Raw genomic sequence first — 12,926 nt, forward strand, 5'->3', positions numbered from 1 at the left:
CATGGCAGAACCCTCTGAATTAAACAGCGGGCCCGCCCTGTGACGTATTCTTTTTCGTCCGCCGGGTCGGTATTGCGGAGGCCGGATCGTCGGGCCAGGGATGTTTGGGATAACGCCCTTTCATTTCTTTTTGCACATCTTTATAGGCACCGCGCCAGAACGCCGCCAGATCGCGGGTGATCTGTAAGGGACGCTGGGCGGGCGATAACAGCTCCAGCACCAGCGGCACGCGACCTTCTGCGACGGCAGGATTACTGGCTTCGCCAAACATTTCCTGAATACGCACCGCCAGCGCGGGCGGTTTATCTGCATCATAGCGAATCGGCAGCCGACTTCCGGTGGGCACAGTGTAATGAGTTGGCAGCACAGTATCCAGCCGCTGACGTTGTGACCATGTGAGCAAATGTAAGAGCGCAGTGACCAGATTGACCGACTGCAGACTCTTCAGATCCCGCACGGCGCTCATCTGCGGTTGCAGCCAGCGATCCAGCGAGTCAAGCAGGCTGGCCTCATCGACGGCGGGCCAGTTCTCTTCGGGCAGCCACTGGGCGGCACACTGGATACGTAACCGCAGTTGCTCAGCCTCCGGCGTCCATCCCAGTACCGATAACCCCTTTTTAGCGACCCAGCGTAGCAGCGCGGCCTGTAACGCCTCGGCATCCGGTCGGGCAAGCGGCTGAGTCTTCAGTATCAGTTCGCCAATCTGCTCACGGCGTAAGGTGCGCAACGTGCCCTTCTCGTCATCCCATTCCACGTCGGTACGCTGTTCGACAAGCTGTGGACAGGCCTGCGTCAATGCCGCAAGCTCGACGGGAAGGGCCAGCAGGATACGTGCATCGGGGGCGCTGCTGCCCTGTAATAAGACAGGCGCAATGAGCCATTCGTAACGCGTGAGCGCCTGCTGTTCGTCCAGCCCTGCCCCCAGTCCGTTGGCTAACTGATAGCGTCCGCTGTTATCGCGTCGGCGCGCCAGACGATCGCGAAATCCCGCCGTTAACAACGCGGGAAAATGCGCGTCATCGACCCGTCCGCCTGTGACGCCAAGGCGTTTTTGCCAGTGCTGCGCGCGCCGCAACCAGTGCGGTAAAGGCCGACAGAGAACATCACGTAGATCAACACTGCCCGCGCGGGGCGGATCCTCCAGCACGGCGACGAGTAGTGCCGCGCTGGCCACCGCATCGGCATCACGCCCTGCGGCACATAATATAGCGCTCAGCCTGGCATCACTGCCGAGCTGCGCCATGCGTCTGCCCTGTGTGTTCAGTCGTCCTGATTCATCCAGCGCTCCAAGGCGCATCAGCTGCTGCTGCGCTGCCCGTAAGTGCTTTTCGGGTGGCCGATCGATCCACTGTAGCTGGTCGATGTCTGTACAGCCCCACTGCAGCAGTTCCAGCCACAATGACGCGAGATCGCTGTGCAGGATTTCGGCTTCGCCCTGTGCAGGCGCCCGTTCCGCCTGCTCCTGTGAAGTCAGGTGCAGGCAGATGCCCGGCATCAGTCGTCCGGCACGTCCGGCGCGCTGCGTCATCGACGCCTGGCTGATGCGCTGAGTCTGCAACCGCGTCACGCCGCTGCGTGCATCAAACAGCGCGCGCCGCTCCTGGGCACTGTCCACGACCAGACGAATACCTTCGATCGTTAAGCTGGTTTCGGCAATATTGGTCGCCAGCACCACTTTGCGGCGTCCGGGGGCGGCAGGCAAAATAGCCTGCTGCTGAGCGGCCAGCGGAAGCGCGCCATAAAGCGGCGTTAAATCGACATCCTCATCGACACGGGTTTCCAGCTCGCGTTTTACGCGCGCTATCTCTGCCACGCCGGGCAGAAAAAGCAGCAGCGAGCCGCTTTCCTGTCGAAGCAACTGCGCGACTTCACGCGCTACCGCCTCGTCAAAACGCAGGCTCGGGCTCAACGGAGCATAACGCCGTTCGACCGGATAGCTGCGCCCTTCTGAGGCAATCAGCGGCGCGTCCGGTAGCAGCGTCGCCAGGCGAGTATTATCGAGCGTGGCTGACATCAGCAAAATTTTCAGATCGTCACGCAATCCCTGCTGAACATCCAGCAACAGCGCCAGCGCCAGATCCGCCTGCAGGCTGCGCTCATGAAATTCATCCAGAATCACCAGCGACACGCCATCCAGCATCGGATCCTGCTGCAACATGCGCGTCAGAATACCTTCGGTCACCACCTCAAGCCGGGTCATGGGTCCGCTGCAGTTTTCGCCGCGCATGCGGTAACCCACCGTGGCGCCGGGCTGTTCGCCCAGTAGCTCAGCCAGCCGCTGCGCCACGTTGCGTGCGGCCAGTCGGCGTGGCTCCAGCATGATAATGCGCCCTGACAGCGCCTTGTGCTGTAACAGCTGAAGGGGTAACCAGGTGGATTTACCTGCGCCGGTAGGCGCAGCCAGCAGGACGTTCGAGGCCTGATCAAGGGCGCTCAGCAGGTCAGGCAACACCGCGCTGACGGGGAGATCACTCACCAAAAACTCCGCTAATGGCTGTGTTAAGATGGCGCGCATTGTAGCACTCATCCGTGAGGATTACCGGAGACCGCCATGGCGTTACAGCGCTTATTTTTTGCTATTGCCCTACCCGAAGACCTGCAACAGCAACTGGTGCAGTGGCGAGCTGAGACCTTCAGTGAGGAGGCAGGTCGCCCGATTGCGGCCGCGAACCTTCATCTGACGCTGGCTTTTTTGGGCGAGGTCTCAGCGGAGACCTCAAAACAGCTGCAAACCCTGGCCTCGCGCATCCATCAGCCTGCTTTTGATGTGACGTTAGATGATGCGGGGCACTGGCCGCGCCCCGGCGTGGTCTGGCTGGGCTGTCAGCGCCCACCCCGGGGATTGCTGCAGCTGGCAAGTCTGCTGCGTGCCCAGGCCGCCCGGCACGGCTGTGAGCAGCCCGCTCAGCCTTTTCATCCACACATCACCCTGCTGCGCTCGGCGACGCAACCCGTTGCCCTGCCCCCTCGCGGCTTTCTCTGGCGCTTTACGGCCAGTCAGTTTTCGCTTTTTGCCTCAGAGTACGTAAAAGGGCGGACGCGCTACCGGACACTGGCCACCTGGCCGTTACAGTCATAATCAGGAGCCCTATGCTTTTTTCTCCCGCCCTCAAACCGGCACGTCTGATTACCCGTTACAAACGCTTTCTGGCGGATGTCATTACGCCGGAAGGCGAGACGCTCACCATCCATTGTGCCAACACCGGCGCCATGACCGGTTGTGCTACGCCGGGTGATACCGTGTGGTACTCCACGTCCGACAGCCTGACACGCAAGTACCCGCACAGTTGGGAGATGACCGAGACGCAGCAAGGCCACTGGATTTGCGTGAATACGTTGCGCGCGAATCAACTGGTAAAGGAGGCGTTAAGCGAAAACCGAATTCTGCCGCTGTCGGGCTACGAAGCGTGTCGGGCTGAAGTAAAATACGGCAGCGAAAAAAGTCGAATTGATTTCCTGCTTACAGCACAGGACCGACCTGAGTGCTATATTGAGGTGAAATCCGTAACGCTTTTACAGGAAGGTAAAGGCTATTTTCCGGATGCGGTGACGATTCGAGGACAAAAACACCTGCGCGAGCTGAGTCAGGCTGCGGCAGAAGGTCATCGGGCCGTTTTGTTGTTTGCCGTTCTGCACTCGGGGATTGAGGACGTTTCCCCGGCGCGTCACATCGATGCGGCTTACGCAGAACAACTGGTACAGGCGCGGCTGAATGGCGTGGAAATTTTGGCGTACCGGGCAGAACTGTCTTCAGAAGGCATGTTTATTACAACGGCTGTTGACGTAACGTTGTAATATCAGTGGCATCCTTCTGTGATAGGACTATCTTCTGTCAGGGGCCAACTACGCTGTTCCTCACAGGCTTGTCAAGATGGGCGCAGGAATAATTGCCAACCTTGACAGCTTCTGTTATTTATAGCGGCCTGTTTTTCCCCGTTGGGGGATCGATGTACCCAAGAGTGCGTCATCAATGAAGGTTAGTGTGAATATACTGGCCGATGGCAATCGAAGGGTATAGTGCGTGTTATCCAGGAGAAACAACATGCAAGAAGGGCAAAACCGTAAAACATCGTCCCTGAGTATTCTCGCCATCGCTGGGGTGGAGCCTTATCAGGAGAAGCCGGGCGAAGAGTATATGAATGACGCGCAACTGGACCATTTTCGCAAGATTCTGGAAGCCTGGCGTAATCAATTGCGGGACGAAGTTGATCGCACCGTTACACACATGCAGGATGAAGCCGCTAACTTTCCGGACCCGGTTGACCGTGCCGCTCAGGAAGAGGAATTCAGCCTGGAACTGCGTAACCGCGATCGCGAGCGCAAGCTCATTAAAAAGATCGAAAAAACGCTGAAGAAAGTTGAAGATGACGACTTTGGCTATTGCGATTCCTGTGGCGTTGAGATCGGTATCCGCCGTCTTGAAGCGCGTCCGACGGCCGATCTGTGCATCGACTGTAAGACACTGGCAGAAATTCGTGAGAAGCAAATGGCGGGCTAATGTTGCCGTCTGACTGCAGCCATGCGGCGGGAAAAGGCCCTCTTTTTCCGCCGTCTGGTTCATGAAACCTATGGCATTCTCATCCTGTATCGGGCGCTTTGCGCCGTCTCCCTCTGGTGAACTCCACTTTGGATCGCTGATCGCTGCCTTAGGCAGTTACCTTAGCGCACGCGCGCAGCATGGCCGCTGGCTGGTACGCATTGAGGATATTGATCCTCCCCGTGAAGTCGCAGGAGCCGCCACGCGTATTCTGCACCAGTTAGAACAGTACGGTTTGCACTGGGACGGTGAAGTCATATGGCAGTCACAGCGCCATGACGCTTATCGGGACGCCCTACAGTGGTTAAGAGCGCACCGGCAGAGTTATTACTGCACCTGCAGCCGAAGCCGCATTCAGCAGCTGGGTGGTTTCTACGACGGGCACTGTCGGGATGCAGGTTCAGGTCCGGAGAATGCGGCACTGCGGTTGCGTCAGCATGCGCCAGTTTTCCAGTTTGAAGACCGGTTACGGGGCACGCTTGTGGCCGATCGGCGGCTGGCTGAAGAGGATTTTATTATTCATCGTCGCGACGGCCTGTTTGCCTACAATCTGGCCGTGGTGGTTGATGACCATCATCAGGGCGTCACCGAGATCGTGCGTGGCGCAGACTTAATCGAGCCGACGGTGCGGCAGATTGCCCTTTATCGACAGTTTGGCTGGGCCGTTCCGGATTATCTGCATTTGCCGTTGGCCATCACTGCTGACGGACACAAACTTTCTAAGCAAAATCATGCGCCCGCGCTGCCGGATGGCGATCCGCGCCCGTGCCTGGTGCAGGCCTTACGGTTTCTGGGACAGCCGGTCAGCGAAGGCTGGCAGGACGATTCTCAGGAGAAACTGCTGTCTGATGCTGTGAAGCAGTGGAATATCGCTTTGATACCGCATGATAACGCCCTGAGAGCGGATGCATAGACAACAGCATTCTCAAATGATTCACAACAGGCTATGATTAGCCGCTGATTTTACCTACACCCTAATTGTCACTGTCGAGGTGTCCCATTTTTACCCGAGTCGCTAATTTTTGCCGGAAAGTCCTGAAGCGTGATGACGAGGAAGCACCAGCAGAGGTTGAACCTGAGAGTCATATGACCATCATTCCTCGTGAAAGCCACACCATCTCACGTAAAGACATCAGCGAAAATGCCCTCAAGGTGCTGTATCGTCTGAATAAAGCCGGTTATGAGGCCTACCTGGTGGGCGGTGGCGTTCGCGATTTACTGCTGGGGCAGAAGCCTAAAGACTTCGACGTGACCACAAACGCCACGCCGGAGCAGATGCGTAAACTGTTCCGCAACTGCCGTCTGGTTGGCCGCCGTTTTCGCCTGGCACATGTGATGTTTGGTCCGGAAGTGATCGAAGTGGCTACGTTCCGCGGTCATCATCAGATTGAAGAGAACAGCGAAAATCACAATAATTCCCAGCGTGCCCAGAGCGGTATGCTGCTACGGGACAATATTTTCGGCAGTATTGAAGATGATGCCCAACGGCGTGATTTAACCATTAACAGCCTGTATTACAGCGTGGCCGATTTTTCGGTGCGGGATTATGTTGGCGGCCTGAACGATCTGCAACAAGGCATCATTCGGTTGATCGGCGATCCGGAAACACGCTATCGCGAAGATCCGGTGCGCATGCTGCGCGTCGCGCGTTTCGCGGCCAAACTGAATATGCGCATTGCTCCTGAAACGGCAGAGCCCATTCCCCGCCTGGCATCGCTGTTACGCGATGTACCTGCTGCGCGCCTGTTTGAAGAGTCGCTAAAGCTGCTTCAGGCCGGTTATGGCTACAGTACCTGGCTAAAACTGTGTGAATATCAGTTATTCCAGCCGCTGTTCCCTACGCTGGCACGCAACTTTACCGAACAGGGCGACAGCCATATGGAGCGCATGCTCGCCCAGGTGCTGAAGAATACGGATAACCGCATTCAAAATGATATGCGCGTCAATCCGGCGTTTCTGTTCGCGGCCATGTTCTGGTATCCGCAGCTTGAAGCCGCCGAGCGCATTGCGCAGGAAAGCGGTCTGACTTATTACGATGCGTTTGCCCTGGCGATGAATGATACGCTGGATGAAGCCTGCCGCGCGCTGGCTATTCCTAAGCGCATTACGTCGCTGATTCGTGATATCTGGCAGTTGCAGTTACGCATGTCCCGTCGTCACGGTAAACGCGCCTGGAAGCTGATGGAGCATCCGAAGTTCCGTGCGGCTTATGATCTGCTGGCCCTGCGGGCTGAAGTGGAAAATAACCCGGAGCTGCTGCGCCTGAGTAAGTGGTGGGGAGAGTTCCAGGTCGCTGCGCCGCCGCAGCAGAAAACCATGCTCAACACGCTGGGAGACGATCCGGCACCGCGCAGCCGTACGCGCCGCCCGCGTCGTCGTTCTTCCGCGCCCCGTCGTGATAACTCTAACGCGTCATGACGCGCGTTTATCTGGCATTAGGCAGTAACCTTGCCGATCCGCTGCATCAGATTGATGCAGCGTTGTCAGCGCTGGATGCGCTCACCGATGTTCAGCGCATCGCCACCTCGTCCTTTTACCGCACGCCACCTTATGGCCCACCCGATCAGCCCGATTATCTCAATGCGGCGGTGGCCCTCGAGACCACGTTGTCGGCTGAGGCCTTACTGGATGAGACGCAGCGCATCGAGCGGGAACATGGCCGGGTGCGTAAAGCCGAGCGCTGGGGGCCACGCACGCTGGATATTGATATTATGCTGTTTGGTTCAGAGCAGATTCACAGCGAACGCCTGATCGTCCCCCATTACGATATGCTGAACCGTGCGTTTATGCTGGTGCCGCTGCTGGAAATTGCGCCCGATCTGCGCCTGCCTGATGGCCGTCCGCTCCAGCCGCTTATGGCAACGCTTGACTGCGCCAGCATCCGTCCCTGGCACAGCTGACCATCTATTCGCGCGTCACAGATTCCGCTCAGCAACGCGATACAGTAAAATGCGTCCATCTGAATTTCTGAGCTGAGATCGTCATGAAACCCACCACCCTTTCTCATCTGCGTCAGTGCAAAGCGAGCGGTAAAAAATTCGCGACGCTGACCGCTTACGATTTTAGTTTTGCCCGCCTGTTTGCTGACGAAGGCATTCAGGTTCTGCTGGTTGGTGACTCGCTTGGCATGACGGTGCAGGGTCATGATTCCACGCTGCCCGTCACGGTAAGTGATATTGCTTACCATACCGCCGCCGTCCGTCGTGGTGCGCCTCACGCGCTCCTGTTAGCCGATTTGCCTTTCATGAGTTATGCCACACCACAGCAAACTTTTGATAACGCGGCGCAGCTCATGCGCGCCGGGGCCAATATGGTGAAGCTGGAAGGCGGCGCATGGCTGGCCGACAGCGTGCGCATGCTGACCGAACGCGCCGTGCCCGTGTGTGGTCATCTGGGCTTAACGCCACAGTCCGTAAATATTTTTGGCGGCTATAAAGTGCAGGGACGTGATGAAGCCGGTGCAGAGCAGCTTATGGCTGACGCGCTGGCGCTTGAGGCCGCAGGCGCACAGCTGATGGTGCTGGAATGCGTACCGGTTGCCCTGGCCCAGCGCGTAACGCAGGCACTGGCGATTCCGGTGATTGGTATTGGCGCAGGCAACGTGACCGATGGACAAATTCTGGTGATGCACGATGCGTTTGGCATTACCGGTGGACATATCCCTAAATTTGCAAAAAATTTCCTGGCGGAGACAGGCGACATCCGTGCCGCCATTCGCCGCTATATTGCTGAGGTTGAAGCAGGAAGCTACCCCGCAGCGGAACACAGTTTCCAGTAATTCAGGAGAATGGCAGTGCTGATCATCGACACTCTGCCCATGCTGCGCCGTGAAGTGCGCCGCTGGCGTCAGCAAGGTAAACGTATTGCGTTAGTGCCCACGATGGGCAATCTGCACGAAGGGCATTTAACGCTGGTAGATGAAGCGCGTGAGCGGGCCGATATTGTGATCGTGTCGGTTTTCGTTAACCCGATGCAGTTTGATCGGCCTGACGATCTGGCGCGCTACCCGCGCACGCTGCAGGAAGACTGTGAGAAACTGAACCGCCATGCGGTGGATGTCGTCTTTGCGCCCTCGCCTGCTGAGGTGTATCCACACGGGCTGGCTAATCAGACCTTTGTCGAAGTGCCGGTGCTTTCATCTTTACTGGAAGGCGCCAGTCGTCCCGGCCATTTTCGCGGCGTGGCGACCATCGTCAGCAAGTTGTTTAATCTGGTTCAGCCCGATATCGCCTGCTTCGGCGAGAAAGATTTCCAGCAGTTAGCCATCATTCGTAAAATGGTGGCAGACATGGGGTTCGATATCGAGATTGTCGGCGTGCCTACGGTGCGAGCCAGGGACGGTCTGGCCCTGAGTTCACGTAACGGCTACCTCACTGAAGATGAGCGTAAGCTGGCACCTGGCCTGAGCCAGGTGATGAATGCGATGGCCGCCCGACTGGCTAATGGTGAACGGCAGATTGACGATATTATTGAAGACGCAACGCGGTCGCTGCAGGAAAAAGGATTGCGTCCGGATGGCCTGGCCATCTGTGATGCGGAAACGCTGCAGCCTCTGACGGTGGACAGTCAGCGGGCCGTCGTGTTAATGGCCGCCTGGCTGGGGAACGCACGGCTGATCGATAATCAACAGGTAGACCTCACGCAGTAGTCTTGCAGGCTGAGGGTCACTCTTTTTGGCTGTATAACAAGGTTTCTGACTATGATTCGCACGGTTTTACAAGGCAAACTGCATCGCGTTAAAGTCACGCAGGCGGACCTCAACTATGAAGGCTCCTGCGCCATCGATCAGGATTTCCTTGATGCTTCTGGCATCCTGCAATATGAAGCTATCGATATTTATAACGTGACCAACGGTCAGCGTTTCTCTACTTATGCCATTGCCGCTGAACGCGGATCGAAAATCATTTCGGTCAACGGTGCGGCCGCGCGCTGTGCCTGTGAAGGCGACATCCTGATTATCTGCTCGTATGTCCAGGTCGATGATGCAGAAGCGCGCCAGTGGCAGCCTAAAGTGGCCTACTTTGAAGGTGATAACCAGATGAAGCGTCTGGCGAAAGCGCTGCCGGTGCAGCTGGCCTGAGTCTGGTCGCATAAAAAAAGCAGCGCTAACGCTGCTTTTTTTTCGCCGGTATCAGGTCCGCAATCCGCGGCCCCGCTGAATCAGAAAATACACGGCGATATAAAACACCACGATAAAGGCAATCAGTACCGACATGGTCAAGGTAAGAGGAACATCGTGAATGCCCAGAAAGCCAAAGCGGAAACCGCTGATCATATAAACCACCGGATTAAGTTTTGATACTGCCTGCCAGAAGGGCGGTAACAGCGTCAGCGAATAAAACACGCCGCCCAGATACGTTAGCGGTGTCAGCACAAACGTGGGGATCAGGCTGATATCGTCAAACGTGCGGGCAAACACCGCATTAATCAGTCCCGCCAGCGAGAACAGTACCGCGGTTAGCAGCAGCGTAATGGCCACCATCAGCCATGAATGCACATGAAACGGCACAAAGAACAGCGAAACGGCGGTCACCAGCACACCGACACAGATCCCGCGCGCAACGCCGCCGCCGACATAGCCAGCGATAATAATGTGCGTCGGTACCGGTGCCACCAGCAACTCTTCAATATTGCGCTGAAACTTGGCGCTAAAGAACGACGATGCCACGTTGGCATACGCATTGGTGATCACCGACATCATAATGAGCCCTGGCACAATGAACTGCATATAGCTGAAGCCGTTCATATCGCCGATGCGCGCACCGATAAGGTTACCGAAGATGATAAAATACAGCGTCATGGTGATCACGGGCGGCACCAGCGTCTGGATCCAGATGCGGGCGAACCGGTTCACCTCTTTGGCCCAGATGCTTTTTAACGCCACCCAGTACAAATGTGTCATGCTTTTGCTCCTGTTTTTCCTTGCGTCAGGCCGACGAACAGCTCTTCCAGACGATTCGCTTTATTACGCATACTGAGAACCTGAACGCCCTGTGCGCTGAGCTGGCTAAACACGCTGTTCAGCCCCTGCTCGCGCAGGACTTCAACTTCGAGCGTCGAGGTATCCACTAACCGGTACTGGAAACCTTCCAGCGACGGTAACGGGCTGCGCGGGGCCAGATCCAGAATGAAGGTTTCGGATTTGAGCTTCGACAGCAGGGATTTCATTGAGGTGTTTTCAACCAGTTCACCATTTTGAATAATGCCGATATTGCGGCACAGCATTTCCGCTTCTTCAAGATAGTGAGTCGTCAAAATGATGGTCGTCCCCTGCGCATTCAAATCTTTCAGGAAAACCCACATCGACCGACGCAGTTCAATATCCACCCCGGCGGTAGGTTCATCCAGAATCAGCAGTTTGGGCGCGTGCATCAGAGCACGGGCGATCATCAGACGGCGCTTCATCCCGCCAGACAACATGCGCGCCCTTTCGTGACGTTTCTCCCACAGGTCGAGCTGTTTAAGGTACTTTTCGGCCCGCTGAAGGGCCTCACGGCGCTCAACACCATAGTAACCGGCCTGGTTCACCACGATCTGCATGACCGTCTCGAACGGGTTGAAATTGAACTCCTGCGGCACCAGGCCCAGCTGGCGTTTGGCATTGACGACATCTTTTTCCAGATCGTAACCAAAGACGCGGACGCTGCCTTCCGACTTATTCACCAGCGAACTGATAATCCCGATGGTGGTCGATTTGCCCGCGCCGTTGGGTCCCAGTAGCGCATAAAAATCACCGGCTTCGACGTTAAGATCGATGCCCTTGAGCGCCTGTACGCCGCCGGGATAGGTCTTGGTCAGCCGGGAAAGTTCCAGTGCATAGGTCATTCTGAATACATACCCTGTTTTATGGCATTGTAATGCCGTTTGAATTTAGGAAGCCTTCGCCTATAGTACGCGCACGCAAATGCGCAGTAACAGGTTGCTTAACGCCATGACAGACATTGATACCCTGATCAGTAATAACCGCGAGTGGTCCAGATTACTGGTCAAAGAAGATCCTGGTTTTTTTGAGCGACTGGCTCAGGCGCAAAAACCACGTTTCCTTTGGATTGGCTGTTCAGACAGTCGCGTCCCCGCAGAACGTCTGACCGGTCTTGAGCCAGGTGAACTGTTTGTCCACCGTAACGTTGCCAATCTGGTTATCCATACCGATCTTAACTGCCTTTCTGTGGTGCAGTACGCGGTTGAAGTGCTGGAAGTTGAACACATCATCGTGTGCGGCCACTATGGCTGCGGTGGCGTGCAGGCTGCCATGGATAACCCGGAGTTAGGGCTCATTGATAACTGGCTGCTGCACATTCGCGATCTCTGGTACAAGCATAGCGTGTTGCTGGGTGAACTGCCGCCCGATAAACGTCTGGATAAACTCTGCGAAATCAACGTTGTTGAGCAGGTCTACAATCTGGGGCATTCCACCATCTTGCAATCGGCCTGGAAGCGTGGACGTAAAGTCTCGCTACATGGCTGGGTCTACGGTATTCAGGATGGCTGCCTGCGTAACCTGAATGTTACCGCGAACAGCCGCGAAAACCTGGAGCAACGCTATCGTCACGGCATGGCTAACCTGTTAGTCAGTGGCGATTTTCACCGCCCCTGACGCTCGCGCGCGACAAGCCTACACGAATCCAGAGGTCAGAGCCTTGGAAGAATGTGCGGTCACTCGCCTGAGGATTCGAGGGGAACCACTTTGCCAATGTAAGGCAGATGGCGATAACGCTGCGCATAATCGATGCCAAAGCCCACCACGAATTCATCAGGGATAGCAAAGCCCACGAATTCAACCTGAACGTCGACTTCACGGCGTTCAGGCTTATCCAGCAGCGTACAGATGGCCAGGGATTTTGGCTCCCGCAGACGCAGGATTTCCCGCACTTTGCTGAGCGTATTGCCTGAGTCAATGATGTCTTCAACGATTAACACGTCTTTACCGCGGATATCCTCATCCAGATCTTTGAGAATTTTGACATCGCGACTGCTGGACATCCCGCTGCCGTAACTGGAGGCGGTCATAAAATCCACTTCGTGCGGAACGTCAATCACGCGGCATAAATCCGCCATAAACATAAATGAGCCACGAAGTAGCCCTACCAGCACCATATCGCTGCCGCTGTCGCGGTAGTGGTCGGTAATTTCTTTGCCCAGTTCCGCGATGCGCGCGGCGATTGCCTGCTCAGGGATCATTACGTCAACAGTGTGTTTCATTGCCTTCAGCCCGGTCTCTCACAAAGCCACGCAGTCTACCATAACAGAAGTCCCTACTGACGCCGCGCAGAGAACGCAAACGTTTACGTGCACTAAAAATCTTCACCTGTGCGCAGGCAGTTGCACAAACAGCATTACCTTAGAACAACCCGGCATTTAGCCGCATTAATAGCTGCATGATACGATT

At 56.2% G+C, this 12,926-nt stretch carries 14 protein-coding genes; 10 read left to right on the plus strand and 4 right to left on the minus strand.

Annotated features, from left to right (window positions below; all coding sequences use genetic code 11):
- Positions 1–19 precede the first annotated feature (19 nt).
- Positions 20–2,515, minus strand: coding sequence for an ATP-dependent helicase HrpB (hrpB, locus tag C1N59_RS16380; RefSeq protein ID WP_039338695.1), 2,496 nt, complete (start codon positions 2,513–2,515; stop codon positions 20–22).
- 36 nt (positions 2,516–2,551) lie between these two features.
- Between hrpB and thpR the strand changes: the two genes are divergently transcribed.
- From thpR to panD, 9 genes are all read left to right on the plus strand, one after another.
- Positions 2,552–3,079, plus strand: coding sequence for an RNA 2',3'-cyclic phosphodiesterase (gene thpR / locus C1N59_RS16385; RefSeq protein ID WP_394549884.1), 528 nt, complete (start codon positions 2,552–2,554; stop codon positions 3,077–3,079).
- An 11-nt stretch (positions 3,080–3,090) separates the two neighbouring features.
- Complete coding sequence (gene sfsA, locus C1N59_RS16390) at positions 3,091–3,795, plus strand: DNA/RNA nuclease SfsA (protein ID WP_394549885.1); 705 nt, start codon at positions 3,091–3,093, stop codon at positions 3,793–3,795.
- 247 nt (positions 3,796–4,042) lie between these two features.
- Complete coding sequence (gene dksA / locus C1N59_RS16395) at positions 4,043–4,498, plus strand: RNA polymerase-binding protein DksA (protein ID WP_006117731.1); 456 nt, start codon at positions 4,043–4,045, stop codon at positions 4,496–4,498.
- A 70-nt stretch (positions 4,499–4,568) separates the two neighbouring features.
- Positions 4,569–5,450 carry a tRNA glutamyl-Q(34) synthetase GluQRS gene (gene gluQRS / locus C1N59_RS16400; protein ID WP_394549886.1) on the plus strand — a complete coding sequence of 294 codons (882 nt, stop codon included), beginning with the start codon at positions 4,569–4,571 and terminating at the stop codon, positions 5,448–5,450.
- An 86-nt stretch (positions 5,451–5,536) separates the two neighbouring features.
- Complete coding sequence (pcnB, locus tag C1N59_RS16405) at positions 5,537–6,955, plus strand: polynucleotide adenylyltransferase PcnB (protein WP_394550886.1); 1,419 nt, start codon at positions 5,537–5,539, stop codon at positions 6,953–6,955.
- Positions 6,952–7,437 (plus strand): 2-amino-4-hydroxy-6-hydroxymethyldihydropteridine diphosphokinase, encoded by a 486-nt coding sequence (folK, locus tag C1N59_RS16410; RefSeq protein ID WP_006117727.1) that lies wholly within the window; start codon positions 6,952–6,954, stop codon positions 7,435–7,437. Before pcnB ends, folK begins: the two co-directional genes overlap by 4 nt.
- Positions 7,438–7,520: 83 nt before the next feature.
- Positions 7,521–8,315, plus strand: coding sequence for a 3-methyl-2-oxobutanoate hydroxymethyltransferase (panB, locus tag C1N59_RS16415; RefSeq protein WP_033740290.1), 795 nt, complete (start codon positions 7,521–7,523; stop codon positions 8,313–8,315).
- A 15-nt stretch (positions 8,316–8,330) separates the two neighbouring features.
- The gene (gene panC, locus C1N59_RS16420) at positions 8,331–9,185 is read left to right on the plus strand and encodes a pantoate--beta-alanine ligase (RefSeq protein WP_006117725.1); all 855 of its coding nucleotides are present in this window, start codon (positions 8,331–8,333) and stop codon (positions 9,183–9,185) included.
- 51 nt (positions 9,186–9,236) lie between these two features.
- A complete protein-coding gene (gene panD, locus C1N59_RS16425; RefSeq protein WP_033740289.1) occupies positions 9,237–9,617 on the plus strand; it encodes an aspartate 1-decarboxylase in 381 nt (126 codons plus the stop codon).
- 51 nt (positions 9,618–9,668) lie between these two features.
- Here the strand turns inward: panD and C1N59_RS16430 are convergent, their stop codons facing one another.
- Both C1N59_RS16430 and C1N59_RS16435 read right to left on the minus strand, forming a co-directional pair.
- The gene (locus tag C1N59_RS16430; RefSeq protein ID WP_006117722.1) at positions 9,669–10,439 is read right to left on the minus strand and encodes an ABC transporter permease; all 771 of its coding nucleotides are present in this window, start codon (positions 10,437–10,439) and stop codon (positions 9,669–9,671) included.
- Positions 10,436–11,362, minus strand: coding sequence for an ABC transporter ATP-binding protein (locus tag C1N59_RS16435; RefSeq protein WP_006117721.1), 927 nt, complete (start codon positions 11,360–11,362; stop codon positions 10,436–10,438). The genes C1N59_RS16430 and C1N59_RS16435 overlap by 4 nt, the downstream gene beginning before the upstream one ends.
- Positions 11,363–11,468: 106 nt before the next feature.
- On the opposite strand from C1N59_RS16435, the gene can reads away from it, so the two are divergent.
- Positions 11,469–12,134 (plus strand): carbonate dehydratase, encoded by a 666-nt coding sequence (gene can, locus C1N59_RS16440; protein WP_033740288.1) that lies wholly within the window; start codon positions 11,469–11,471, stop codon positions 12,132–12,134.
- 59 nt (positions 12,135–12,193) lie between these two features.
- Here can and hpt read toward each other — a convergent pair whose 3' ends face one another.
- Positions 12,194–12,739 carry a hypoxanthine phosphoribosyltransferase gene (gene hpt / locus C1N59_RS16445; protein WP_006117719.1) on the minus strand — a complete coding sequence of 182 codons (546 nt, stop codon included), beginning with the start codon at positions 12,737–12,739 and terminating at the stop codon, positions 12,194–12,196.
- Positions 12,740–12,926 lie beyond the last annotated feature (187 nt).

The organism is Pantoea sp. SGAir0183, from assembly GCF_043545505.1.

Bases quoted from the DNA above. Each gene is read 5' to 3' on its own strand.
- hrpB (WP_039338695.1), bottom strand. From the start codon at position 2,515: ATGCGCGCCATCTTAACACAGCCATTAGCGGAGTTTTTGGTGAGTGAT.
- thpR (WP_394549884.1), top strand. From the start codon at position 2,552: ATGGCGTTACAGCGCTTATTTTTTGCTATTGCCCTACCCGAAGACCTG.
- sfsA (WP_394549885.1), top strand. From the start codon at position 3,091: ATGCTTTTTTCTCCCGCCCTCAAACCGGCACGTCTGATTACCCGTTAC.
- dksA (WP_006117731.1), top strand. From the start codon at position 4,043: ATGCAAGAAGGGCAAAACCGTAAAACATCGTCCCTGAGTATTCTCGCC.
- gluQRS (WP_394549886.1), top strand. From the start codon at position 4,569: ATGGCATTCTCATCCTGTATCGGGCGCTTTGCGCCGTCTCCCTCTGGT.
- folK (WP_006117727.1), top strand. From the start codon at position 6,952: ATGACGCGCGTTTATCTGGCATTAGGCAGTAACCTTGCCGATCCGCTG.
- panB (WP_033740290.1), top strand. From the start codon at position 7,521: ATGAAACCCACCACCCTTTCTCATCTGCGTCAGTGCAAAGCGAGCGGT.
- panD (WP_033740289.1), top strand. From the start codon at position 9,237: ATGATTCGCACGGTTTTACAAGGCAAACTGCATCGCGTTAAAGTCACG.
- C1N59_RS16430 (WP_006117722.1), bottom strand. From the start codon at position 10,439: ATGACACATTTGTACTGGGTGGCGTTAAAAAGCATCTGGGCCAAAGAG.
- C1N59_RS16435 (WP_006117721.1), bottom strand. From the start codon at position 11,362: ATGACCTATGCACTGGAACTTTCCCGGCTGACCAAGACCTATCCCGGC.
- can (WP_033740288.1), top strand. From the start codon at position 11,469: ATGACAGACATTGATACCCTGATCAGTAATAACCGCGAGTGGTCCAGA.
- hpt (WP_006117719.1), bottom strand. From the start codon at position 12,739: ATGAAACACACTGTTGACGTAATGATCCCTGAGCAGGCAATCGCCGCG.